The sequence below is a fragment of the Cobetia sp. UIB-001 genome (assembly GCF_044789135.1).
In the GTDB taxonomy this organism is placed as follows: domain Bacteria; phylum Pseudomonadota; class Gammaproteobacteria; order Pseudomonadales; family Halomonadaceae; genus Cobetia; species Cobetia amphilecti.
In genome coordinates this window covers 3238416-3261254 of record NZ_CP058244.1, presented here as the reverse complement: position 1 = coordinate 3261254, position 22839 = coordinate 3238416, and the positions used below count along the sequence as shown (strand labels likewise).

Genomic DNA, 22839 nt, shown 5'->3' with positions numbered 1-22839 from the left:
GTCTCCGGGAAAGGCGTCATTCCTTCGAGATGAGTACACGGAAATCTCCATGTCTCGGTGAGCCGTGAGGCGACTGGCGCTGTTGATTCCTCACTGCCTGTATCAGGTTTCTACGCGAATAAACGTGGGATGGATGCGAACATGCAGAATGAAACGTTACCGTTGTCGTGATCAAGCCACTGCCATTCACCCCGCTACGCGAATCTGTGCATCCAGTCAGCGACATGCCTCGTAAGGACACGGTACATCCCAATGACATGCCCATGACGGCAGGAATCGAAAAGGAAATCGCCAGTGAATAAACGCAAGTTACTGCTTCTGGGCGCCATCGTCGCTGCCATCGTGGTGTTCTTCGCCAGCGGGGCACAGGATTACTTCACCCTGCAGAGCCTCAAGGCCAGCCAGTCCGAATTCCAGGCGTTGTTCGCGGAATCACCCTACAAGGTCGCGGGCACCTTCTTCGTCGTCTACGTGGCGATGGCGGCACTCTCGCTGCCCGGTGCAGCACTGCTGACGCTGCTGGGGGGCGCGCTGTTCGGCTTCGGCTGGGGGCTGCTGCTGATCTCCTTCGCCAGCACCATCGGTGCGACGCTGGCCTTCCTGATTTCCCGCACTCTGCTGCGCGAGAGCATCGAGAAGCGCTTCCGCCGTCAGCTGGAATCCCTCAATCGTGGCGTCGAGCGCGAAGGCGGCTTCTATCTGTTCACGCTGCGTCTGGTGCCGGTCTTCCCGTTCTTCATCGTCAATCTGGTGATGGGCCTGACCCGCATGCGCGTGGCCACCTTCTACGTGGCAAGCCAGTTGGGCATGCTGGCGGGCACCGCCATCTACGTGAACGCCGGGCGTGAGCTGGGCCAGCTGGAATCCCTGTCCGGCATCCTCTCGCCGGGACTGATTGCCTCCTTCATCGCGCTGGGCCTGTTCCCGCTGATCGCCAAGAAGATCGTCGGCGTGCTGCGCAAGCGCAAGCAGCAGGCGGGCTTCACCAAGCCGAAGACCTTCGACTACGACATGGTCGTCATCGGTGCCGGTTCCGCCGGACTTGTCACCAGCTATATCGCCTCCGCCGTCAATGCGCGTGTCGCGCTGATCGAGCGGCACAAGATGGGTGGCGACTGTCTCAATACCGGCTGCGTGCCCTCCAAGGCGCTGATTCGTGCCGGACGTGCGGCCCATGAGATTCGCCAGTCCGCGCGATTCGGGATCACCGCCAACGAGCCGGAAATCGATTTCGCCAAGGTGATGGGCCATGTGCATGACGTGGTCGAAAGCGTCGAGCCGCATGACAGCATCGAACGTTATGAAGGCCTCGGCGTGGAAGTGCATACCGGCAGTGCCATGCTCAAGACGCCCTGGGAGGTGGAAGTCGATGGCCGCGTGCTGACCACGCGCAACGTGGTGATCGCTACCGGTGCCCGTCCGCGTGTGCCAGCTATCCCGGGTATGGAATTGATCACGCCGCTGACCTCAGAGAACCTGTGGGACCTCAAGGTGCAGCCCAGGCGTCTGGTGGTGCTGGGTTCTGGCCCCATCGGTATGGAGCTGGGTCAGAGCTTCGCGCGTCTCGGCAGCCAGGTCTCCATCATCGAGGGCGCACCCCGTGTGATGCCTCGTGAAGACGAAGAAGTCAGCGCGCTGATGCATGAACAGCTCTCGGGTGAAGGTGTCGATCTGCGAGTGAACTCCAATGCGACTCGCATTGAGGTACTGACCGGCAAGGACGGCGAGCCGATGCGTAACATCGTGGTCGAATCACCGGAAGGCGAGGAAAGCTGGATCGAGTTCGATGAGCTGCTGGTGGCCATCGGTCGCGAAGCCAATGTCGAAGGCTTCGGCCTCGAGGCATTGGGCATCGCGGTTTCCGAGCGTGGCACCATCGATGTCTCCGAGTCGCTGCAGACCCTGCAGCCGAACATCTGGGCGTGTGGCGATGTGGCCGGTCCGTACCAGTTCACCCATGCGGCGGGTCACCAGGCGTGGCACGCGGCGGTCAACGCGCTGTTCGGTGGCCTGAAGACCTTCAAGGTCGACTACCGTATCATGCCGATGGTCACCTACACCGAGCCGGAAGTGGCACGTGTCGGCCTCAACGAGACCGAAGCCAAGGCCCAAGGCTATGAGTACGAGGTCACCCATTACGCGATGGGCGAGAGCGATCGCGCGCTGGCCGAGCGGGCCACCGAAGGCTTCGTCAAGGTGCTCACCGAAAAGGGGCGTGATCGCATCCTCGGCGTGACGCTGGTCGGCGCCTCGGCAGGGGAATGGCTGGCCGAATTCACCATGGCGATGAAGCATGGCATCGGTCTCAACAAGATCCTGTCCACCATCCATCCCTATCCGACGCTGTCCGAGGCCAACAAGGCCGCAGCAGGCATGTGGAAGAATGCCCACAAGCCGGAAGGCGTGCTCAAGGTGCTCGACCGTTACTTCACCTGGCGCCGCAACGGCCGCTTCGAGCCGACCAAGACCCTCAAGGCAAATGCTGCCGAGCGGACTGTGGCTGTCGAAAAACAGTAATTGCTGAATCATGCCGCGGGCCTGCAGGTGCAGGGTCGCGGCATTTTTCCATCAGGAGAAGCCCTTCATGAAGACGAATCATCTGGCGGGTCGCCGTCGTGCCCTGGCGCTGATGGGCGGCTCGCTGGTCTTGCTGGCCGGCGTCACTGCCAGTCCCTGGGCCGCTTCTCTGGCGTATGCCGCCGACGCGCAGGCCGGGCGCCCGACCCCTGAGCTCGCCTCGCTCGAGTGGCAGGTGATCGCCGAGCGCGCGCGCGGTCAACGTATCGACTTTCATGCCTGGGGCGGCAGTGAGGCGACCAACGCCTATCTGCGCGCCCAGGCCGAGACAGCGGCGGCGCGGCATGGCATCGAGGTGCGCCACGTCAAGATCGCCGATACCGCCGAGAGCGTCTCGACCCTGCTGGCCGAGAAGGCGGCCGGGCGCCGCGACGGCAGCATCGATGTGATCTGGATCAACGGCGAGAACTTCCGTGCGCTCAAGCAGGCCGAGCTGGTGTGGGGGCCCTTCGTCGAGCGTCTGCCCAACAGTGACTATCTGCTCGAGGAGATCGGTGCGCGCGATTTCGGACTCGCCACCGATGGTCTGGAGGCGCCCTGGGGGCGTGCGCAGCTGATCTTCATGTACGACACCGCGCTGCTGGAATCGCCGCCGCGCTCGATGCAGGCGCTGCTGGAGGTGGCCAGAGAGCATCCCGGGCGGGTGACCTATCCACAGCCGCCCAGCTTCCACGGCACCACCTTCCTCAAGCAGGCCTTGATTGAATTGATGCCAGTGGAGCAGCGCGAGGTGCTGGCATCTCCCGTGGGGAGTGATGCTCAGTTCGCTGAGGTGACCGCACCGCTGTGGGACTATCTCGATGCGCTGCATCCTTTGATGTGGGCGCAGGGCGAGCGTCAGCCAGCCGGTGCCGAAGAGCAGATGAAGTTGCTCGCTCAGCGCAGCGTGTGGATCGCACTGACCTTCGTGCCCCAGGAAGTGGCCAATGCCCGTCAGGAAGGGCGGCTGCCACCGACCATCGAGCCGTATATCCATGACGGCGGCACCCTCGGCAATGTGCACTATCTGGCGATTCCGGTCAGTGCACCGCACAAGGCCGCAGCACTGGTGTGGATCAATCAGTTGATGTCCGCCGAGGCCCAGGCCGCCAAGGCCGACCCCTCACGCTGGGGCGATGACACGGTGCTGGATGTCGCCCGCCTGCCGCCGCAAGAGCGCGCCGCCTTCGAGGCCTTGCCGCAGCTGCCCGGCAGCATGTCGCCCGAGGCCTTGGGCACTCCGCTCAGCGAGCCACACCCGAGCTGGACCGACGCGTTGGAGGCCGAGTGGGCGCGACGCTATCGCAACTGACGCAATGGGTCGCTGATCGCTGGCGTGTCGCCCCCGCCACTGGTCATGCACCGCTGACGCCCGCCCGCGTGCTGCGCTGGGGCGTCTTGCTGTTGCTGCTCGGCCCGACGGCGCTGGGGCTGGCCGGTCTGGTCGCGCCGGCCTTCGGGCTGTGGCCGACGCTGGGCTTCGAGCAAGTCTCGGCGGTCGCCTGGCAACGCTGGTGGGCCTTGCCCGGGCTGGCGGACGGCTTTCGACTGACGCTGGTCAGTGGCCTCGGCGGTACGCTGCTGGCGGTGCTGCTGACCATGGGGTGGGTCTCGGCGGCCGCCGGGACTCGCTTCGGCGAGCGCATGGAGCGCCTGCTGGCCCCGATACTGGCGATGCCGCATCTGGCGCTCGCACTGGGGCTGCTGTGGCTGGCCGCCCCGAGTGGCGTGCTGATGCGCCTGCTGCTGGCGCCCTTCGAGGTGCTGGTGCCGCCGCAGTATCCGCTGCCGGATGCCCACGGCATCTCGCTGGCGGTCGGTCTGGCGCTCAAGGAGGCGCCATTCTTGATGCTGATGGCGCAGACGGCGCTGTCACGCCTGCCGGTCACGGCGCAGCTTCAGGCAGGCCAGGCGCTCGGCTACAGCATCCCTCAGCTGCGCTGGCGCATTCTGATGCCACAGGTGATGCGCGCGATCGCCTTGCCCATCGGCGCGGTGCTGGCCTATTCGCTGGCGGTGGTGGATGTGGCGCAGGTGCTGGGGCCGACGCGTACGCCGACGCTGGCGGTGCGCCTGATCGAGCTGTGGCGTGACAGTGACCCGACGGCGCGCCTGCCGGCGAGTGTCGGCGCTCTGATGCTGGCCCTGCTGGTGATCGGGATGATGGCGCTGGGCGCGGCGCTGGGGCGTGCTCTGCTCACCTGGCATCGCGACTGGGTACTGAGCCATCACCCGGCGCGCGCAAGCCGCCTGGCGCTGGCGAGTGAAGCCCTGTTCGGGCGTGTCGCGCGCGGAGTGCTGGGCGTGGTCACGCTGATCTCATTGCTCGCCTTCGTGGTGATCGGCGTTAAATCGGTGGCCAGAAGCTGGTTCTTCCCTGCGCTGTTGCCGTCTCGCTGGGGCTGGGAGAGTTGGCAACAGGCCCTCGCTGGCCTGGGGAATGCCTTCAGCAACAGCCTGTGGCTGGCACTGCTGGTGGCGACGCTGGCCGTCATCCTCAGCGTGGCGGTGTTCGAGCGTGAGCGGGAAAGTGGCCGCCTGCGCGGCTTCGTGGTCTGCCTCTATCTGCCATTGCTGCTGCCGCAGGCCAGCTTCCTGTTCGGTTTTCAGGTCGGCTGGTTGAGCCTGGGGGCCAGCCCCGGTTGGGCGGGAGTGGTGATCGGCCATCTGCTGTTCGCCTTGCCTTACGCCTGGCTGACGCTGGCCGGCCCCTGGGCACGCTTCGATACCCGACTCGAGCAGGCGGCACGCCTGCTGGGGCGTTCACGCCTCGAGGTGCTGATCGGTATCCGCCTGCGTCTTATGCTCAGGCCGCTGGCCATCAGCTGGGCAGTGGCCTTCGCGGTCAGTATCGCGCAGTACGTGCCGACGGTGGTGCTGGGCGGCGGGCGTGTCCCGACCCTGACCACCGAAACCCTGGCGCTGGCGACGGGAGCCGACCCACGCCTGACGGCAGTGGCCGCCTGCCTGCAGGCCTGTCTGCCGCTGCTGGTCTACCTGCTGGCGCGTGCGATACCTGCCGGGCGCTCGGTCTCGCCGACGCGCGGCTGAGCGCCTGTCAGGTGCTGAAATGACGATGACCTCAACGACTTCATGGGAGTAGATGCAACATGCTGGACAAGTGGACCTCACGCTGGGTACAGCCGCCTCTGAAACGTCTTGCGAAAAGTGCGGCGGCGCGCGGTCTGCATCCGGATCAGCTGACCCTCGCGGGCTTCGCCATCGGCATGCTGGCGTTGCCGTTGCTGGCTTATGGGCATTTCGGGCTCGCGCTGGTCGCGATCCTGATCAATCGCGTGGTGGACGGGCTGGATGGCGCGCTGGCGCGGCATGCCGGCCTGAGCTCCGATGCCGGTGGCTTTCTGGATATCTGTCTCGATTTCCTGTTCTACGCCGCCGTGGTGGTGGGTTTCGCACTGGCCGACCCTGGTGCCAATGCGATGGCGGCGGTGGCATTGCTGTTCGCCTTCGTCGGCACGGGCTCGAGCTTTCTGGCCTTTGCCATCATGGCGGCCAAGCATCAGCTGGAGCGGCCCAATTTCACCCGCAAGGCCTTCTATTATCTGGATGGCCTGACCGAGGGCACCGAGACCATCGCCTTCTTCGTACTGGCCTGCCTGATGCCACAGCATTTCGCGTGGTTGGCGTGGATCTTCGCCGCGGCATGCATCCTGACCACGCTGACGCGCGTATGGGGAGGGTATGTCACCTTGCGAGCCCAGGATCAGCATCACGGCACCGACCAGAGTTGATGCGCTGCGAACCTGGCCTTCCGGTGACATGACTTGTCATCTTTTTTACTCGCCTTGCTCACTTGCCTTGCTCAGGCGCCTCGGAGTCCTGCCAATGAAGATTGCTTCCCGTCAGTTGCCGTCATTCCTGCCCCTGTTCGCGGCAGTCGCCTCCAGCGGCCTGCTGGCGGCGCTACTGCCCTCGGTGGCCCACGCGGCTGACAGGGCCTTCTCGCCTGCACAGATTCTTGCCTGGGGCGAGAAGACCTTCGAAGGCCAGACGGCCTATCGCGTGGTGGAGCGCGACGGCAGGCCTGCGCTCGAGGCGCGCGCCCAGGGCCAGGCGTCCGCGCGCTATCTGGAGCAGGATATCTCGCTCAAAGAGACGCCCTATCTGAAATGGTGCTGGCAGGTGGATGGCATCTACCCGAGCGTGAACGAGAAGACCAAGGGCGGCGATGACTATCCGGCACGTCTCTACGTGGTCAACAAGACCGGTATCCTGCCGTGGCAGGTCGAGGCCATCAATTACGTCTGGTCCAGCAATCAAGCCAAAGGCAGCCATTGGGACAATGCCTTCACGGATCGTGCCGTGCTGCTGGCCGTTGAATCCGGTGATGAGAAGGTGGGGCAGTGGGTGGCGGAGGTGCGTGATCTGCGTGCTGATTACGCGTCACTGTTTGGCAGCAAGCCGAGCGAGATTGCCGGGCTGGCGCTGATGGCTGACGGTGACAATGCCGGCGGTGATGCCACGGCGCTGTTTCGTGGTCTGAGCCTTTCCAACGATGCCACGCCGCCCAGCTGCGGTGCCTGATCCGGGAGCCTGGGGTAGAGAGCTGGGTGTAATGGGCTGACAAGCGCGCCAAGCCAGTCAGGCCGACACGAAGCCAGACACGAAAAAGCCCCGCGACTGATGACTCAGTCGCGGGGCTTTCGGTTCCGGCCTCCCACAGAGTGGGAGGCGCTCATCCGGGGCGATGCCTCAGATGAGGGAAGAGGCGGAGCTTAGTGCTCCACGCCGCCTTCGCCGTGAACGTGGCCGTGTTCCAGCTCTTCGGCAGAAGCTTCACGCACGTTGGTGATCTGCACGTCGAAGTTCAGGGTTTCGCCGGCCAGCGGGTGGTTGCCATCGACAGTGACAGTGTCGCCTTCGACCTTGGTGACGGTGACCATCAGCGGGCCGCCCTGGGTCTGCGCCTGGAACTGCATGCCAGCTTCGATGTCTTCGACACCCTGGAAGGCTTCACGCGGCACTTCCTGGACCAGGGCTTCCTGGACTTCGCCGTAACCTTCTTCCGGAGAGACGGCAACTTTCAGCTCGTCGCCGGAAGTCTTGCCGTCGAGTTCCTTCTCGAGGCCCGGGACGATGTTGCCAGCGCCGTGGATGTAGGCCAGCGGCTCGCGACCTTCGGAGCTATCCAGCACTTCCCCTTCGTTGTTGGTCAGGGTGTAGTGGAAGGATACGACGGCATTCTGGGCGATTTGCATGATGAGAGCCTTTCGATAGGTATATGAACGTCAATGGTAACGTGCCCCTGAGGTGACTGTCAGGGGGGAAACTGGAAAAAAGCCGCGTATCACGTGGCTCCTGGCCCGCTGATGACATTGCCTGACAGGCAATCCAGCGCACGTTACCTTGTCTTGAAAGTATAGGTGACGCTCGCAGGCGTGCATTTCAACCCTGAGGCAGGGTTTTTTCTCACCCCCGACGCCATCGGTGAGGAAAGGGGCAAAACGGTTGGATTATCAGGTGTCTGGCGGGGTTGCCCTGTCAGCGCACAGCGGCCTTGCTGCTGGCGGCCAGACAAGGTTGGGGCGATGGCTTGCGAGGGCCACAGGGTCTGGTTACTCTGCCTACTCGGATATTGCGGATTCTGACGCGCGGCCCGAGGTGGCCTCGCTCTGCACACTCTGTCCCGTCGCCTGACGGGAAATGACAACTCAGGCGCCATGCGACCCTATTTTTCAGGAGAGAATTTCGATGACCGTGACATTGATCTGGCTGGTGAGCTTCGCTGCGATCTTCATGCTGTGCTTGAACCGCTGGGAAGGCTCGCTGGGTGCCACCGTCAAGCGTGTCCTGCCGGAGGCTCTGAGCATCGATAGCGGTGACCGCTACGTCTGGGGCGTGGCCCTGGGTATCCTGGGTGCGACCTTCATCGTCAATCCCGTTTCCATGCTGATGGCATTGATCGTGCTGGCGCTGATCGTTCTGATCGGCGGCAAGCTGATCTGCTGGGGCATGAGCAAGGTCAAGATGCACTGATCTCACCAGCGGCAACCTTCCGGGAAGCATGACGTTTCCCGCAGACAGAAAGGCCGGGCTATCTGCCCGGCCTTTCTGTTTCTGCTCATCAGACACTTCTCATCAGGCTCTGCTCATCCATCGCGTCTTGTCAGTGCCGCCTGCAGCTCAGCGCCGAGTCATAGCCAGGTCGAGAGCGTCAGCGAGCCGAATTGATCGCTCTCCTGCTGCGTCTCGAATTCGTGGGTGCGCCACACGTTGACGAACGCCAGCTGCCAGCGTTGCCAGCTGAGCGCGAAGCCCAGTTGCAGGTCGCCGACCAGTGGGCGACGGTCCACCGAGGCGCTGTCCTCGAAGCCATTGCCATCCAGCAGCATGTTGTAGGCCATCGCGCGGCCCTCGATATTGGCGAACAGGTGCCAGGCGAAGTCACCGTCGGGATGGAAGTACTGTCGGCCGCCCTGGGCCGGCGCCACGGTCGGTATCCCGTAGCTGCGGGTCAGCCCCTGGCCGATGCGAACCCCGCCACCGACGCCCGCATAGGTGTAGAGATTGCCCAGCGCCACGGAAGCTGAGGGGCCGTACTCCACCTCCAGCCCTGCGGCCCTGGCCGGCAGCCATAGCTGCGTCTGCCAGCCGGTGCTGATCACCGGCTCGTTGTGCAGCTGGTGGTCCCAACCCTCCGGCTCATCACTGCCGGTCAGCTTGTGCACCGCCTTCTGAGCCTCCTTGGCGCCCGAGGCCGGGCCGACGATGCCGAGATCCAGATTGAAGGTATCCACCCGTCGCCAGTCATCTCCCTCTTCACCGGCGAACAGCGAGACGCCACCGAACAGGTAGCCCGCGTAGGGGCGGTCATCCTGATCCGGTTGCTCTCGCTTGATGTCATTGGGGGTATAGATCTGCTGCCCGAAGCGGTAGGCCGTGGCGTCCAGTCGCGCCGCGCTGAAGCCCGGCACCCAGTCCGCGAATGAGCGTGACCAGTGCTGCTCTGGTGTCTTGAAGGTGTAGCTCAGCGCAAAGCCGTTGGTGTAATGGCCATCATCGCCGGAGGTGAGAATGTCGTTCTCGACCTTCAATGACAGCACGCCACCCTCGTCCTCGGCTGCCTCCACCATGGGGGCCAATGCCACCGCTCCCAGCATGATCAATGCCATGCCCAGGCGCCGGGTCGAGAAGGCCGGCGTCATCTGCGGGGCGTGGCATGAGGCGGCGGTACCGCCAGGGTTCTCATTGACTGGACTGGGATAAGCGCGGGGAGCGTTTCTTGAAGAAGACGTGACACAAGACAGCTTGCGGGTGCCTGGGCGAGAACCTGGCGGACGGGCAGTGACGGGACGCATCGCAACTCCTGGGACGGGTAGTTGTGTACAGAGTCAAGTTAGGCTGCAGGCGTATAACTTTGCACAAAAAATCCCGATTTCATAGCCTGTTAATCAATAGGCAATCTGCCTATCCCCACTGCGGCGAGCCGTGCCTGTGTGAGATCGAGGGAGGAGATGCGCAGCGAAGCGAGGGGGTGGGGCGTGTGGGAGATGCAGTAGCGCGAGAGGTGTGAGAGACGCGAGAGAGGCGGGGATGCGTGAGCCAGGCGAGATGGGGGAGAGCGTGGCGGCGTTTCCCGCGCAGGGATGCGACAGGCGCCACTGAAGGGCGCAGAAACAAAGCGGCTGGCGCCCCGGCAAGGGAGCGCCAGCCGTCGAGAGACTCAGTAAGGCGCGACGCTCAGGTTGGCGCCGTAGCCGACCAGGCGGACACGTTGGCCAACCGAGAAGGCGGTGTCGGCTTTCTGGACGACGATGAGGCTGTCGCCGGCATCGCGGCGGACTTCAATCTCGTAGGCGTCGATCTGGTCGACATTGTCAGCGATCGACTTGCCGGCCACGCTACCGCCGATGGCACCCGCGGCAGTGGCGATCGCACGACCGGAGCCGCCGCCGATCTGGCTGCCGAGCAGGCCGCCGACGACCGCGCCACCCAGGCCACCGAGCACGCCGCTGCCTTCATCCTGTGCCTGGATCTGCACCGGGCGCAGCGAGGTGATGGTGCCGTAGCTGACGGACTGTGCGCGCTTGGCCTGATCGCCGGTGTAGACGTTGCCGGAGTAGATGTCGCTGTTCGCGCAGCCGCCAAGCGTCAGCACGCCGAGTGCGATCACGGGCAGCCAGCGGCGTGCGCCAGTCGATCGTTTGTGAGTCAGTGAGAGTGTCATGGTGTATCTCCTCGCATGATGCGGTGCAGCTTGAGGTTGTGATGGAGAATGCTGAGTGCTGAGAGAGCAAGGCTCAGGTAGGCGATCACTTCCTTGGGCCGCCAGCAGGTTCTTGTCACGACGGGCGTGCGAGAACACTGTTTCTTAACATTATAGACCACGTCGACCATGACGGGTTCCCGACCTGAAACGCTGAGGTGACGCAACTTCTGCACTTCCCTGTCGCGTGAGTGCTACCACGTGAGTACCGACCACGTGAGTACCGGCGCATGAGTGCTGCCACGTAAGCACTTCCGCGTGAGCATTTTTTCTTGAGCCATGCCGCGTGAATGTCAGCGGCAGGGCATCCGTTGCTGATGGTGGACATTCGCGGCGGACATTCGCGGCGGGCATCCATGGCGGGAATTCAAGGCGTAAAGCACGAAAAAGCCCGCGTGAGCGGGCTTCGGTCAGTCTGCGGGTGGCACCTCGCGCAATCCTGCCATTGCGAGGTGCCATGTCCAGGTGTCATGTCGAGGTGCCATACCGTGATGTCAGCGGCCTAGAACTGGTCTTCTTCCGTGGAGCCCGTCAGCGCGGTGACGGAGGAGTTGCCGCCCTGAATGACGTTGGTCATGTCATCGAAGTAACCGGTGCCGACTTCCTGCTGGTGCGCCACGAAGGTGTAGCCCTTCTCGGCTGCGGCGAATTCGGCTTCCTGCACCTTCTCGACGTAGTGCTTCATGCCTTCGCCCTGCGCATAGTCGTAGGCAAGATCGAACATGTTGAACCACATGTTGTGGATACCGGCCAGGGTGATGAACTGGTACTTGTAGCCCATGTCCGACAGTTCCTGCTGGAACTTGGCGATGGTGGCGTCGTCGAGGTTCTTCTTCCAGTTGAAGGAAGGCGAGCAGTTGTAGGCCAGCAGCTGGTCCGGGTATTCCTTCTTGATCGCTTCGGCGAAGCGGCGCGCCTCCTCGAGGTCCGGCTTGGCGGTTTCACACCAGATCAGGTCGGAGTAGGGCGCGTAGGCCAAGCCGCGGGCAATGGCTTGATCCAGACCGGCCTTGACGCGATAGAAGCCTTCGTCGGAGCGCTCACCGGTCAGGAACGGCTTGTCGTAGTCGTCGACATCGGAGGTGATCAGGTCGGCGGCATTGGCATCGGTACGCGCGATGACCAGGGTCGGGACACCCGCCACGTCAGCAGCCAGGCGAGCGGCCACCAGCTTCTGCACCGCTTCCTGGGTCGGCACCAGTACCTTGCCGCCCATGTGGCCACACTTCTTGACCGAGGCCAGCTGGTCCTCGAAGTGCACGCCGGAGGCGCCCGCACGGATCATGGCGGTCATCAGCTCGTAGCCGTTGAGCACGCCACCGAAACCGGCCTCGGCATCCGCCACGATAGGCGCGAAGTAATCGACGAAGCCGGCATCGCCCGGATTGGCCCCTTTCTGCCACTGGATCTGGTCGGCGCGGCGGAAGGTGTTGTTGATGCGCTTGACTACGGTCGGCACGGAATCCACCGGATAGAGCGACTGATCCGGGTACATGGCTTCACTGGTGTTGTTGTCGGCGGCGACCTGCCAGCCGGACAGGTAGATGGCCTCGATACCGGCCTTCACCTGTTGCATGGCCTGGCCACCGGTCAGGGCGCCCAGACAGTTGACGTAGCCCTTCCTGGCATCACCATTGACCAGCTTCCAGAGCTTCTCGGCACCGCGGGTCGCCAGGGTATTGGCTTCCGGAACGGAACCGCGCAGGCGCACCACATCCTCGGCGGAATAGGGGCGAGTGACCCCTTTCCAGCGCGGATTCTCGGCCCAGTCCTTTTCGAGCGCGGCAATCTGATCGGCACGTGTGTGACTCATGGTGGCATCTCCTGATGGCTTCGTCGTCGGGGCTCAGCCCCTGGCGTGTTGTCTGTGTCTTGTGTCTGTTCACTTGTCTTTCGTCTGGCGGTCGACGCGAGAGCGACGCGTGAAATGGGAGTGTCGGTGCTCTGCGTCTTGAGTTGCTGCATGACAGTTTGTTGTTGTTATTGATCTTTCAGGCGTCACCAGTGGAGTCACGCCGTGCGACAGAAGGCGTCGTCGGTGGCGTTGTCGAGCTCCGCTGGCTCAGCAAGTCTGAAGCGAGCCTTGATCACGCCAAGGCAGGCAGTTTCCAGGCCGGGTGCCGCTGTCAGCGTGATGCTGTCCAACCAGGGCATCAGGAAGTACAGGCTGGCTTCCAGCGTGGGTAACGTGCAGTGGCTGAGGGTGAGGGCGATGCGCGGTGGCCTGCCGTCCGGCGCGCGCAGCCGTGAGATCAGCTCTCCCCAGCACAGCGCTTCGCGCACGCTTCTGATCTGGGCAATGGCCAGCACCGAATGACGTTCGCCGCGATGCCGCGCGGCGGCCAGTGTCCAGAGGGCCCGGGGGAGCGGGCGGTTGCTCAGCTGCATCCCCGTCACGTCATCGGTGAGGCCGGCAAGCGCCAGCTGGTCAGGCGCGTCCTGCGTCTCGGTAGCTGTTGCCGGCTGCGCATTGCACTTCAGCTGCCAGCCGCTGCCCTGTGAGCGCAATTGCCACTGCTCGCCGGGAAGTTGCCAGCGCTGGTCGCGACTCAGATGGCAGATCGTCTGCGCCTGTGCCGCCACCGACTCCGCTGTCTGCGGTGGTAGCAGGTCCTTGAGGGGACGTGCCAGCTTGAGAATCCGCGTGCGGATCTCGGCGTTGTGCCATTGCTCGGCCAGAGCGGCATCCTCAGGCTGCCCGAGTACCTGGTCACCTCTACCGCCCATCAGGGTGGTCTGCGTTCGTGAGTCTGAGGTGAGCATGGGCGAATCTCCTGAAGGCGGTGCCGAGTCGGGCAGCGTGTCATGTCGCAGTGCAGCGTAAATGACCTGATCTCTAGCATCGCTCCGAAATTGAGTGCTGTCTTTCATTCCTTGGTCGCATTAAAACGATCGTTTTATACCAGTTTCAACGTTGTGGAATTCTTGCTGGCAAACAGTCGTTTTAATATTTCTCAATGACGTCATGATGTCAGTATTCATGGGCCTTGGGGAATGATGACTTGGTCAAGGAGCGGGTTGTAGCCAGACTACAAGAACATTCAAGGCACAAAAAAACCGGCCCCAAATGGGGCCGGTTTTTGTAAGGAAGACGCTAAAATTCAGTTCAGAATCAAGCGCATGCTGCGGTGCGGTATGCCGGCATCGAGAAACTCGTCGCCGTAAGCCGTGAAGCCGAGGCGTTGATAGAATTCCAGCGCATGGGTCTGAGCATCCAGTAGCACTTCAGCATGGCCAGCCTGGTGCGCAGCATGGATGACCGCTTCCATCAGGCGTTGGCCAAGCCCCAGTCCGCGCGCTTCGGAGAGGATGGCGACACGGCCGACATGGCCGTCCGGCAACAGACGGGCCGTGCCGACGGTGCGGCCATCCAGATGCACGAGGAAGTGTTCGCAGACGTCGTCGCGCCCGTCCCACTCCTCATCCTGTGGCACCTGCTGTTCCTCGATGAACACGATGCGGCGGATCTCGCTGGCCTCGTTGCCCAACGTCTGCCAGTCGCCCCGCTCCAGGCTGATCATGGCGTCACTCATTCTTCATCGTCCTCTTCGTCCTGAAGGTCACATTCCAGTATCAGGCTGCCGCGGTTGATCAGCGCCGTCAGCAGGCTGACCACGGCACTGCGATCAAGGTCTGCCGTGGTGTAGTCAAGCAACACCGCCGTGAGGCGCTGATCAGAGGCCAGCGCTTCCGCCAGCGGCTGAGGGGCCAGGATGCCATCGCCATCGACGAACAGCGTGCTGGTGCCATTCTCGCCGTGACGGAAGGCGAAGCGTGAGCCCAGGGAGCGCACCAGTACGCCTTCATCTTCCAGATACTCGACCAGCTCATGGGTCTTGAGGGCCGGTTCGCGGGCGGCGAGCTGCTCCAGATACTTGGGCTGGGTCATGTAGCGACCGAACCACTGTGCCAGCTGGGTCGGGTTGTCCAGCGTGCTGAGCAGCAATTCACGCACGCGCTCGAGCGAGGCGTCGTCCAGCTCGCCGGCATTGGCGACCGGTGCCATGCCCTGGTCACGGTAGCGTAGCGATTCCGGCAGACTGGCACCCAGATAGTCGGCGTAGGAGGTGACGACTTCATCGGCGGAAGGCGCACGGAAGCCGACGGAGATGGTCATGCAGTCATCGGACTGGCTGACACCGTGGTGCGCCAGGCGCGGCGGCACGTAGAGCATGTCGCCGGGTTCCAGCACCCAGTCCTCGCCCGGGGTGACCTCGAAGTGCTTGAGGATGCGCAGGTCGATGCCATCGATGATCTCGGCGTCGTCACCATGCATGCCGCCCAGCTGCCAATGACGCTGGCCCTGGGCCTGCAGCAGGAAGACATCGTAGTTGTCCAGGTGCGGGCCGACGCTGCCGCCGGTCGGCGCGTAGCTGATCATGATGTCATCGAGACGCCAGCGCGGCAGGAAGGTGAAGGGCTCGAACAGCGCGGCGACGTCGGGGACGTAATGGTCCACCGCCTGCACCAGCAGGCTCCACTGGCTGTCGTCCTTGGCGTCGAGACGTGCGAAGGTCGCTTCATCGAAGGGACCGTGGCTGACCTGCCAGGCCTTGTCCGGGCCGTTTTCCTCGACCAGACGGGCTTCGATGCCATCTTCACAGGCCAGACCGGCCAGTTCATCGGCTTCCAGCGGCGTCTCGAAGTCTGCGAAGGCTCCGCGGATCAGCAGCGGCTTCTGCTGCCAGTAATCGCGCAGGAATTCACGGATGCTCAGGCCGCCCAACAGTGCCAGAGGCGTGTCGGTGTCGCGGGGGGCGGGGGATGTGCTCATGCAGAACCTCTCGAACGCGAACGGCAGCCTGTCAGGGGGCAGCGGTCTCGCGATGACGTCGTTGAAGCCGCTTTGCCGGATGGCAGACGGCGATGCGTTCCATGCCGAGCCTTGAGAGCGTGGCATGTCGTGCCCACTGACGAAGAGCGTCAGTGGTCGTGAATCCAGTGTGTCGTGCAGCGTGCTGCATGCTGTCTAATACGCAATGCATGACGCCGGAGCAGAGGCCCCGGCGTCATCAGACTTGCAGTGACCTGCGCCGCTTAGAGCGCCTTGGCCTGTGCAATGGCGTTGCCGATGTAGCTGGCCGGGCTCAGTGCCTTCAGCTCGGTCTTGACGTCGTCCGGCAGTTCCAGCGTCTCGATGAAGGCGGCGAAACCGGCCTGGTCGATACGCTTGCCACGGGTCAGCTCCTTGAGCTTCTCGTAGGGCTTCTCGATGCCGTAACGACGCATGACGGTCTGGATCGGCTCGGCCAGCACTTCCCAGCTGTTGTCCAGATCGGCGTTCAGACGCTCCGGGTTGGCTTCCAGCTTGCTGATGCCTTTCAGGGTCGCCTGATAGGCGATCAGACCCTGCGCCAGGCCGGTGCCCAGGTTGCGCAGCACGGTGGAGTCGGTCAGGTCACGCTGCCAGCGGGAGATCGGCAGCTTCTGTGCCAGATGGCCCAGCACGGCGTTGGCGATGCCCAGATTGCCTTCGGAGTTCTCGAAGTCGATCGGGTTGACCTTGTGCGGCATGGTGGAGGAGCCGATCTCGCCGGCCACGGTACGCTGCTTGAAGTAGCCCAGCGAGATGTAGCCCCAGACGTCACGATCGAAGTCGATCAGGATGGTGTTGAAGCGGCAGATGGCATCGAACAGCTCGGCGATGTAGTCGTGCGGCTCGATCTGGGTGGTGTACGGGTTGAAGGTCAGCCCGAGGCTCTCGACGAAGGTTTCGGCGTTGGCCGCCCAGTCGATGGCCGGATAGGTGGTCAGGTGGGCGTTGTAGTTGCCCACGGCACCGTTGATCTTGCCGAGCATCTCGATGCGTTCGACCTGCGCCAGCTGACGACGCAGGCGCGCGGCGACGATGGCCATTTCCTTGCCGAGGGTGGTCGGGCTGGCCGTCTGGCCGTGGGTGCGCGACAGCATCGGCTGTTCGGCGTGCTGGTGGGCCAGCGCGACGATCGCTTCGGTCACTTCACGCATCTGCGGCAGCAGCACGTTGTCCAGGCCGCCACGCAGCATCAGGGCGTGAGACAGGTTGTTGATGTCTTCACTGGTGCAGGCGAAGTGGATGAACTCGGTGACGGCGTTGAGTTCGGCGTTGCTCTCGACCTTTTCCTTCAGGAAGTACTCGACCGCCTTCACGTCGTGGTTGGTGGTGCGTTCGATGTCCTTGATGCGCTGGGCATCCTCGACACTGAACTCACTGACGATGCTATCCAGCACGGCGTTGGCATCCGCGGAGAAGGCCGGCACTTCAGCGATCTCGGCGTGGGCGGCCAGGCGTTGCAACCAGCGCACCTCGACGATGACGCGGGCACGGATCAGGCCGAATTCACTGAAGTGCTCGCGCAGGGCCTCGGTCTTGGCGCCATAGCGGCCATCGACGGGAGACAGGGCGGTGAGGGCGGACAGCTGCATGATGAGAATCTTCCGATGGTGGCAGGACATATCGCGCTGCCGGTTCAAGTGTCTCGGAGCCCGGTTGATGGGCTCCAGCGTTGTTGAAGCGAATTCGGGTGTGAATCTGGTGCGTCAGGTGACGCGCTGGCGCGAGCGCGGAGGCGGGCTCAGCCCAGCTGCTGCAATGACTTCTTGAGCGCGCTGCGCTGGAAGACCAGCTTCCAGCGACGGCCACCCTGCTGGTCCCACAGCAGGGCGAAGCGCACGCCTGCCAGCAGGGCGCAGCGGATGCGTTCCGGCATCATGCGCTGCTGCAGCAGGCCGGGGTCGCCCTGCACCACGATCCGGTAGCGGAAGGTGGAGAGGGTCTGCTGGTAAAGCTCGCCCAGACTTGCGATCACGTTCTCATGGGTCGGCCCGAAGTGCTCGGCCTGGCCCTGGATGCGCGTCAGGCCCGCGCCCAGCTTGTCCAGCATGTCCGGGTCCTTCCTGAGCTTGCTCATCAGCATCACCAGCGAGAAGCCGTAACGCATCACCACGGGCGAGACCTGGCGACGTTCCATCACCGCACTGACGGTGTCGATGCCGAGCCGCAGGCGGTTATGGTGCCCGCCGTAGATGGATTCGAAGCTTTCCGGATTGGTATCCAGCGTGGCATTGACCAGGGTTTCCCAGGCGCGCTCATCGCACTGGCCGTGGCGGGCCAGCTCATCGACCAGCGCGGCTGCCTGGAAGACACCCGCCAGCGACAGTGCCTGGCGGGTAGTGGTATCAGTGACGGGACGGATCGGCACGCTGGTCATTGCGCGGCGGACTCCTCGGGGCCAGAGAGCGGGGCGGTGGAAGCGCTGGCGTCCGCCGCCGGAAGTTTCCAGGCAGCATCGATCACGCCGCCGCCCAGACAGATGTCGCCGAGATAGAAGACGGCGGACTGGCCGGGCGTGACGGCGCGTTGCGGTTCATCGAAACGCACCTCGACACGCTGGCCGTCATTGACGATCAAGGTCGCGGCCTGATCTTCCTGGCGATAGCGGTTCTTGCAGCGAATGCGCAGCTCGCCATTGGCGTCGGTCTGCGGCGGCTCGCCCGCGACCCAGTCGACGGATTCGGTGCTCAACGCCTGAGTGTAGAGCAGGTCGTGGTGCTTGCCCTGCACGGCGATCAGCACGTTGCGCTCCAGGTCCTTGGCACACACGAACCAGGGCGCGTCCGGATAGCGCTTGAGGCCACCGATTCCCAGCCCCTGGCGCTGGCCGAGGGTGTAGTACATCAGGCCCATGTGCTCGCCGATGACATCGCCATCGGGGGTCTCGATCTTGCCGGGCTGAGCGGGCAGGTACTGCTTGAGGAAGTCGGCGAAACGCCGCTCGCCGATGAAGCAGATGCCGGTGGAATCCTTCTTGCGCGCGGTGATCAGCTCATGCTTCTCGGCGATGGCGCGTACTTCGTGCTTCTCGAGCTCGCCGACCGGGAACAGGGTGCGTGCGATGGCCGCCTGCGGCACGGCATGCAGGAAGTAGCTCTGGTCCTTGTTGGTGTCCAGGCCCTTGAGCAGGCGCGGGAGACCATCACGCACGCCGCCACGCACGTAGTGACCGGTGGCGATTAGCTCGGCACCCAGCATCTCGGCATACTCGAGGAAGACCTTGAACTTGATCTCGCGGTTGCACAGGATGTCGGGATTCGGCGTGCGACCAGCCTTGTACTCGGCCAGGAAGTGCTCGAAGACGTTGTCCCAGTACTCCGCGGCGAAGTTGGCGGTGTGCAGCTTGATGCCGAGCTTGTCGCACACGGCCTGGGCGTCGGCCAGGTCTTCGAGGGCGGTGCAGTATTCGCTACCGTCGTCTTCGTCCCAGTTCTTCATGAACAGGCCTTCGACGTGGTAGCCCTGCTCCATCAACAACAGGGCAGAGACGGAGGAGTCGACACCGCCGGACATGCCGACGATGACCTTGGTTCCGGTACCGGTTTCAGCGGTCATCAGTTCTCTCGTCACCCGCATGGCCGCGGGTTGTCACAAACAGGGGAGGCGGCAGACCCGTCATTCTGGCGCCGCTTGAATGGGCGGGATTATACCTGAATGCGGGAGTGGGATTCACCCCGCCTGCGCCGTCTGCCGCACTGGGCCAGATGCGCCGCTCGACAGCACGCCCGGCGGCGGACTTCCGGCGCGCGCAATCGCTCAATCGTGCAGCACATCCAGTGGGAAACGCTTGCCACGCTGGCTGTCGCGGATGCGACGGGTCACCAGCGGGCTGCGCAGGCGGCCCATGTCCTCGAGCTGCTCGATCTCCTCAAGCGACAGCCAGTGCGTTCTGACGATGTCAGGGTCCAGCGGCGTGCACAGGTGCTCAAGGGCGGCGGCCTCGAAACTGTGGGAGTGGAAGTGGGTGCCGTCCTCGGCCACGTGCACATAGAGGCCGAGATAGCCGGTCAGCAGGATGCGCCAGGCGGTTTCCTCGCGGACTTCGCGTTGCACGCCGTCGATGATGCGCTCATGCGGTTCGAGATGGCCGGCCGGCTGGTTGAACACCGTGCAGGGCCCGCCCTTGTCTTCCTCGACGATCAGGTAGCGCCCGGCGCGTTCGACGACACAGGCGACGGTGACATTCGGGGTCCAGCGAGCAGCCATCAGGATTTCCTTCCTTTCTTGGGGGATGAGAGACGACGAGAGGGGGCGCCGGGTGTCTTGCCTGAACCCTTGCCTTCAGTCTGGCCGGAACCCCGACCTGAACCCTTGCCGCTCTTGCCCGCGCTGTTGCCTCTATCGCCACTGCCCCGGGGGCCAGCGTTGCCAGTGCGGCGCTCGCCCGGCTTGCCAGTCGCGCCCTTGTGGCGTGGCGAGCGGGACTCGCGGCGAGGTGGCGCAGGCATCTCGACTTCCTCGCTGCGCCATTCTCCGGGGGCAAGGCCGTCGAGCTTCCACGGCCCGATGGCCGCGCGGATCAAGCGCAGGGTCGGCAGGCCGACGTGGGCGGTCATGCGGCGCACCTGGCGATTGCGACCTTCGCTGATGATGATCTCCAGCCAGTGGGTCGGAATGCTCGCACGAAAGCGCACAGGGGGTTGCCTGTCTGGCAACGTGGGCGGCTCAATCTGCCTGACCTTGGCCGGTCGGGTCATGCCATCCTTGAGTTCGACGCCGGCTCGCAGCGCGGCGATGGCCTGCTCGTCAGGGGCACCTTCCACCTGCACCCAGTAGGTCTTGGGCTGCTTCTTCTTCGGGTGCGCGATCTGGTGGGAGAGCGCGCCATCACTGGTGAGCAGCAGCAGTCCCTCGGAGTCATAGTCGAGGCGCCCGGCGGCATAGACATCCGGCACGTCGATGAAGTCAGCGAGTGTCTGGCGACCCTGATCGCGGTCGGTGAACTGGGTCAGGACGCGGTAAGGCTTGTGAAGCATATATATGAGAGACATGGTTTAGACTTTTGTCGCGGCTGCCGTATAAGCCTACTGTGAGAAGCGGCACGGGTGCTATACTCGCGCCTCCACTGAATCCATGACAGGGGAGTTATCAATGGGGTTCCAGAAGATTGTCGTCCCGGAAGGCGGTGCCAAGATCACCGCAAATTCCGACAATACCCTCAACGTTCCGAATAATCCGATCATCCCGTTCATCGAAGGCGATGGTATCGGTGTGGACGTGACTCCGGCCATGAAGATTGCCATCGACGCTGCTGTCGACAAGGCCTATGGCGGCGAGCGCAAGATTCACTGGATGGAAGTCTACGCCGGTGAAAAAGCCACTCACGTTTATGATGCTGACACCTGGCTGCCGGAAGAGACTCTCGAGGCTGTCAAGGATTACGTCGTTTCCATCAAGGGTCCGCTGACCACTCCGGTGGGCGGTGGTATTCGCTCCCTGAACGTCGCTCTGCGTCAGAAGCTGGATCTGTACACCTGCCTGCGCCCGGTGCGCTGGTTCACTGGTGTGCCGAGCCCGGTCAAGAAGCCGGCTGACGTCGACATGGTCATTTTCCGCGAAAACTCCGAAGACATCTATGCCGGTGTCGAATGGAAGGCGGGAACGCCGGAAGCCGACAAGGTCATCAAGTTCCTGCGTGAAGAGATGGGTGTCACCAACATCCGCTTCCCGGAGAACTGCGGTATCGGCGTCAAGCCGGTCTCCGAAGAAGGTACCAAGCGTCTGGTCCGTCAGGCTGTCCAGTACACCATCGACAACGACCGTGAGTCGCTGACCCTGGTGCACAAGGGCAACATCATGAAGTTCACCGAAGGTGCCTTCAAGGACTGGGGCTACGAAATCGTCAAGGACGAGTTCGGCGGCGAGCTGCTGGATGGCGGCCCGTGGATGACCTTCAAGAACCCGAACAACGGCAAGGACATCGTGGTCAAGGACGTCATCGCTGACGCCATGCTCCAGCAGATCCTGCTGCGTCCGGCGGAATATGACGTCATCGCCACCCTGAACCTGAACGGTGACTACCTGTCCGACGCTCTGGCGGCGGAAGTGGGTGGTATCGGTATCGCGCCGGGTGCCAACCTGTCCGACACCGTCGCCATGTTCGAAGCGACTCACGGTACTGCACCGAAGTACGCTGGCCAGGACAAGGTCAACCCGGGCTCCGTCATCCTCTCTGCCGAGATGATGCTGCGTCACATGGGGTGGGTCGAAGCGGCTGATCTCGTGCTGAAAGGCGTCGAGAAGGCCATCGCCAAGGGCGAAGTCACCTATGACTTCCATCGCCTGATGGACGATGCCAAGCTGCTGAAGTGCTCCGAGTTCGGTCAGGCTGTTGCTGACAACATGGATGCCTGAGACTCGGCGTTGATCTGATGCCCAGGCATCAGGTTGCGTGACAGGTTTCAGCAGAAGGCCCCCGGACATGTCCGGGGGCCTTCTTGCGTTTGAGATGGAAGCTTCTCGGTTGCGCGCTCAGTCTGCTGCCAACGATTGCCACTCCTGGGCGTTCTGCGCGGTAGCATTCCGGGGTTCATCGAGCGGCGAGACGCTTGGATGGGTCGCCAGTTGGCGACGCCTGTCGAGAGGTGTCTGTCGCGTATGTGAGCGAAAATGCATGCAAATGTCCGCATTCATGTCAGAGCGTCGCGATGCAGGCATGAACGTGTACACTCAGGCGTGCGCGACTAAAGCTTGCAACCAGATCGACAAGCCCCCATCTTTTCCTTATCACACCCACATTGAGACGACGTGGCAGCGCTTGACCTTCTCCGCGGCGCGTTGAGGCAATCTGCTTCGTCACGGCTTGTGTTCACCGGATCAGCCCCTTATGTTCAAGACAGAGACATCGCGCGGCAGTCCTCCCTTTCTGGAGACACTGTCGATCAGCAATCAGGCCCCGTCGGCTCAGGAACCCGGATACCAGGAAGACCACGAAGGTGATCTGGCATTCGAGACCGCTGAGCCTGAACTGGCTCCACCGCCCATGTACAAGGTCGTTCTGCACAATGATGACTTCACGCCGATGGACTTCGTCGTGGAGGTGCTGACCACCTTTTTCAACAAGGATCAGGAGCAGGCAGTACAGATCATGCTCGCTGTCCATCATCAGGGAAAAGGAACCTGTGGCATCTTCAGTCGCGACATCGCGGAAACGAAATGCCACCAAGTCAATCAATATGCTCGAGAGTGCCAGCATCCGCTGCTGTGCGACATCGACCGGGCGGAGTGATCCGTCCAAGACGCG

Annotated in this window: 20 protein-coding genes and 1 pseudogene; 8 read left to right on the top strand and 13 right to left on the bottom strand. The window is 63.2% G+C overall.

The annotated features are described in order from the left end of the window. The first annotated feature begins 294 nt into the window (after positions 1 to 294). The 5 genes from HA399_RS13605 (at position 295) to HA399_RS13585 (ending at position 7101) form a co-directional block, all read left to right on the top strand. The gene (locus tag HA399_RS13605) at positions 295 to 2517 is read left to right on the top strand and encodes an FAD-dependent oxidoreductase (protein WP_404325264.1); all 2223 of its coding nucleotides are present in this window, start codon (positions 295 to 297) and stop codon (positions 2515 to 2517) included. 67 nt (positions 2518 to 2584) lie between these two features. Continuing rightward, positions 2585 to 3868, top strand: coding sequence for an ABC transporter substrate-binding protein (locus tag HA399_RS13600; protein ID WP_404325263.1), 1284 nt, complete (start codon positions 2585 to 2587; stop codon positions 3866 to 3868). Then, complete coding sequence (locus HA399_RS13595) at positions 3844 to 5607, top strand: ABC transporter permease (RefSeq protein WP_404325262.1); 1764 nt, start codon at positions 3844 to 3846, stop codon at positions 5605 to 5607. The genes HA399_RS13600 and HA399_RS13595 overlap by 25 nt, the downstream gene beginning before the upstream one ends. Positions 5608 to 5666: 59 nt before the next feature. Further along, on the top strand, positions 5667 to 6308 hold the full coding sequence (locus tag HA399_RS13590) for a CDP-alcohol phosphatidyltransferase family protein (RefSeq protein ID WP_404325261.1): 642 nt from the start codon (positions 5667 to 5669) through the stop codon (positions 6306 to 6308). Between the two features lie 94 nt (positions 6309 to 6402). Then, the gene (locus HA399_RS13585) at positions 6403 to 7101 is read left to right on the top strand and encodes a DUF3047 domain-containing protein (RefSeq protein WP_404325260.1); all 699 of its coding nucleotides are present in this window, start codon (positions 6403 to 6405) and stop codon (positions 7099 to 7101) included. 191 nt (positions 7102 to 7292) lie between these two features. Here the strand turns inward: HA399_RS13585 and HA399_RS13580 are convergent, their stop codons facing one another. Continuing rightward, positions 7293 to 7775: a peptidylprolyl isomerase gene (locus tag HA399_RS13580; RefSeq protein ID WP_043333860.1), complete on the bottom strand. Its 483-nt coding sequence runs from the start codon at positions 7773 to 7775 to the stop codon at positions 7293 to 7295. Between the two features lie 493 nt (positions 7776 to 8268). On the opposite strand from HA399_RS13580, the gene HA399_RS13575 reads away from it, so the two are divergent. Then, positions 8269 to 8553, top strand: coding sequence for a hypothetical protein (locus HA399_RS13575; RefSeq protein WP_043333859.1), 285 nt, complete (start codon positions 8269 to 8271; stop codon positions 8551 to 8553). 158 nt (positions 8554 to 8711) lie between these two features. Here HA399_RS13575 and HA399_RS13570 read toward each other — a convergent pair whose 3' ends face one another. From HA399_RS13570 to HA399_RS13515, 12 genes and pseudogenes are all read right to left on the bottom strand, one after another. After that, positions 8712 to 9689 (bottom strand): lipid A deacylase LpxR family protein, encoded by a 978-nt coding sequence (locus HA399_RS13570; RefSeq protein WP_404325259.1) that lies wholly within the window; start codon positions 9687 to 9689, stop codon positions 8712 to 8714. Between the two features lie 551 nt (positions 9690 to 10240). Then, the gene (locus HA399_RS13565; protein WP_052384587.1) at positions 10241 to 10744 is read right to left on the bottom strand and encodes a glycine zipper 2TM domain-containing protein; all 504 of its coding nucleotides are present in this window, start codon (positions 10742 to 10744) and stop codon (positions 10241 to 10243) included. Then, positions 10741 to 10914 (bottom strand): hypothetical protein, encoded by a 174-nt coding sequence (locus tag HA399_RS13560; RefSeq protein WP_153636430.1) that lies wholly within the window; start codon positions 10912 to 10914, stop codon positions 10741 to 10743. Before HA399_RS13560 ends, HA399_RS13565 begins: the two co-directional genes overlap by 4 nt. Before the next feature lie 371 nt (positions 10915 to 11285). Further along, on the bottom strand, positions 11286 to 12596 hold the full coding sequence (gene aceA / locus HA399_RS13555; RefSeq protein ID WP_153636429.1) for an isocitrate lyase: 1311 nt from the start codon (positions 12594 to 12596) through the stop codon (positions 11286 to 11288). Positions 12597 to 12793: 197 nt separating this feature from the next. Next, positions 12794 to 13546, bottom strand: a complete 753-nt coding sequence (locus HA399_RS13550) for a hypothetical protein (protein WP_404325258.1) — start codon at positions 13544 to 13546, stop codon at positions 12794 to 12796. 338 nt (positions 13547 to 13884) lie between these two features. Beyond that, positions 13885 to 14316 carry a GNAT family N-acetyltransferase gene (locus HA399_RS13545; protein WP_404325257.1) on the bottom strand — a complete coding sequence of 144 codons (432 nt, stop codon included), beginning with the start codon at positions 14314 to 14316 and terminating at the stop codon, positions 13885 to 13887. After that, a complete protein-coding gene (locus tag HA399_RS13540; protein ID WP_054555618.1) occupies positions 14313 to 15557 on the bottom strand; it encodes a cupin domain-containing protein in 1245 nt (414 codons plus the stop codon). The genes HA399_RS13545 and HA399_RS13540 overlap by 4 nt, the downstream gene beginning before the upstream one ends. Positions 15558 to 15820: 263 nt before the next feature. Further along, entirely contained in the window at positions 15821 to 17188 is a 1368-nt protein-coding gene (gene purB, locus HA399_RS13535) for an adenylosuccinate lyase (RefSeq protein ID WP_404325256.1), read from the bottom strand. A 149-nt stretch (positions 17189 to 17337) separates the two neighbouring features. Further along, on the bottom strand, positions 17338 to 17973 hold the full coding sequence (hflD, locus tag HA399_RS13530; RefSeq protein WP_404325255.1) for a high frequency lysogenization protein HflD: 636 nt from the start codon (positions 17971 to 17973) through the stop codon (positions 17338 to 17340). Beyond that, entirely contained in the window at positions 17970 to 19151 is a 1182-nt protein-coding gene (mnmA, locus tag HA399_RS13525) for a tRNA 2-thiouridine(34) synthase MnmA (RefSeq protein WP_054555617.1), read from the bottom strand. Before mnmA ends, hflD begins: the two co-directional genes overlap by 4 nt. 201 nt (positions 19152 to 19352) lie before the next feature. Further along, positions 19353 to 19802 (bottom strand): NUDIX domain-containing protein, encoded by a 450-nt coding sequence (locus tag HA399_RS13520; RefSeq protein ID WP_043333853.1) that lies wholly within the window; start codon positions 19800 to 19802, stop codon positions 19353 to 19355. Positions 19803 to 19972: 170 nt separating this feature from the next. Next, positions 19973 to 20587: pseudogene (locus HA399_RS13515) on the bottom strand (pseudouridine synthase); the annotation flags it as partial. Positions 20588 to 20687: 100 nt separating this feature from the next. Here HA399_RS13515 and icd point away from each other — a divergent pair. Next, on the top strand, positions 20688 to 21950 hold the full coding sequence (gene icd / locus HA399_RS13510; RefSeq protein WP_131432618.1) for an NADP-dependent isocitrate dehydrogenase: 1263 nt from the start codon (positions 20688 to 20690) through the stop codon (positions 21948 to 21950). Between the two features lie 472 nt (positions 21951 to 22422). After that, positions 22423 to 22824, top strand: coding sequence for an ATP-dependent Clp protease adapter ClpS (clpS, locus tag HA399_RS13505; RefSeq protein WP_082388342.1), 402 nt, complete (start codon positions 22423 to 22425; stop codon positions 22822 to 22824). Positions 22825 to 22839 lie beyond the last annotated feature (15 nt).

Bases quoted from the DNA above. Each gene is read 5' to 3' on its own strand.
- HA399_RS13600 (WP_404325263.1), top strand. From the start codon at position 2,585: ATGAAGACGAATCATCTGGCGGGTCGCCGTCGTGCCCTGGCGCTGATG.
- hflD (WP_404325255.1), bottom strand. From the start codon at position 17,973: ATGACCAGCGTGCCGATCCGTCCCGTCACTGATACCACTACCCGCCAG.
- HA399_RS13585 (WP_404325260.1), top strand. From the start codon at position 6,403: ATGAAGATTGCTTCCCGTCAGTTGCCGTCATTCCTGCCCCTGTTCGCG.
- HA399_RS13565 (WP_052384587.1), bottom strand. From the start codon at position 10,744: ATGACACTCTCACTGACTCACAAACGATCGACTGGCGCACGCCGCTGG.
- HA399_RS13580 (WP_043333860.1), bottom strand. From the start codon at position 7,775: ATGCAAATCGCCCAGAATGCCGTCGTATCCTTCCACTACACCCTGACC.
- icd (WP_131432618.1), top strand. From the start codon at position 20,688: ATGGGGTTCCAGAAGATTGTCGTCCCGGAAGGCGGTGCCAAGATCACC.
- HA399_RS13590 (WP_404325261.1), top strand. From the start codon at position 5,667: ATGCTGGACAAGTGGACCTCACGCTGGGTACAGCCGCCTCTGAAACGT.
- clpS (WP_082388342.1), top strand. From the start codon at position 22,423: ATGTTCAAGACAGAGACATCGCGCGGCAGTCCTCCCTTTCTGGAGACA.
- HA399_RS13570 (WP_404325259.1), bottom strand. From the start codon at position 9,689: ATGGCATTGATCATGCTGGGAGCGGTGGCATTGGCCCCCATGGTGGAG.
- HA399_RS13550 (WP_404325258.1), bottom strand. From the start codon at position 13,546: ATGCTCACCTCAGACTCACGAACGCAGACCACCCTGATGGGCGGTAGA.
- HA399_RS13540 (WP_054555618.1), bottom strand. From the start codon at position 15,557: ATGAGCACATCCCCCGCCCCCCGCGACACCGACACGCCTCTGGCACTG.
- HA399_RS13560 (WP_153636430.1), bottom strand. From the start codon at position 10,914: ATGGTCGACGTGGTCTATAATGTTAAGAAACAGTGTTCTCGCACGCCC.
- HA399_RS13520 (WP_043333853.1), bottom strand. From the start codon at position 19,802: ATGGCTGCTCGCTGGACCCCGAATGTCACCGTCGCCTGTGTCGTCGAA.
- purB (WP_404325256.1), bottom strand. From the start codon at position 17,188: ATGCAGCTGTCCGCCCTCACCGCCCTGTCTCCCGTCGATGGCCGCTAT.
- aceA (WP_153636429.1), bottom strand. From the start codon at position 12,596: ATGAGTCACACACGTGCCGATCAGATTGCCGCGCTCGAAAAGGACTGG.
- mnmA (WP_054555617.1), bottom strand. From the start codon at position 19,151: ATGACCGCTGAAACCGGTACCGGAACCAAGGTCATCGTCGGCATGTCC.
- HA399_RS13545 (WP_404325257.1), bottom strand. From the start codon at position 14,316: ATGAGTGACGCCATGATCAGCCTGGAGCGGGGCGACTGGCAGACGTTG.
- HA399_RS13575 (WP_043333859.1), top strand. From the start codon at position 8,269: ATGACCGTGACATTGATCTGGCTGGTGAGCTTCGCTGCGATCTTCATG.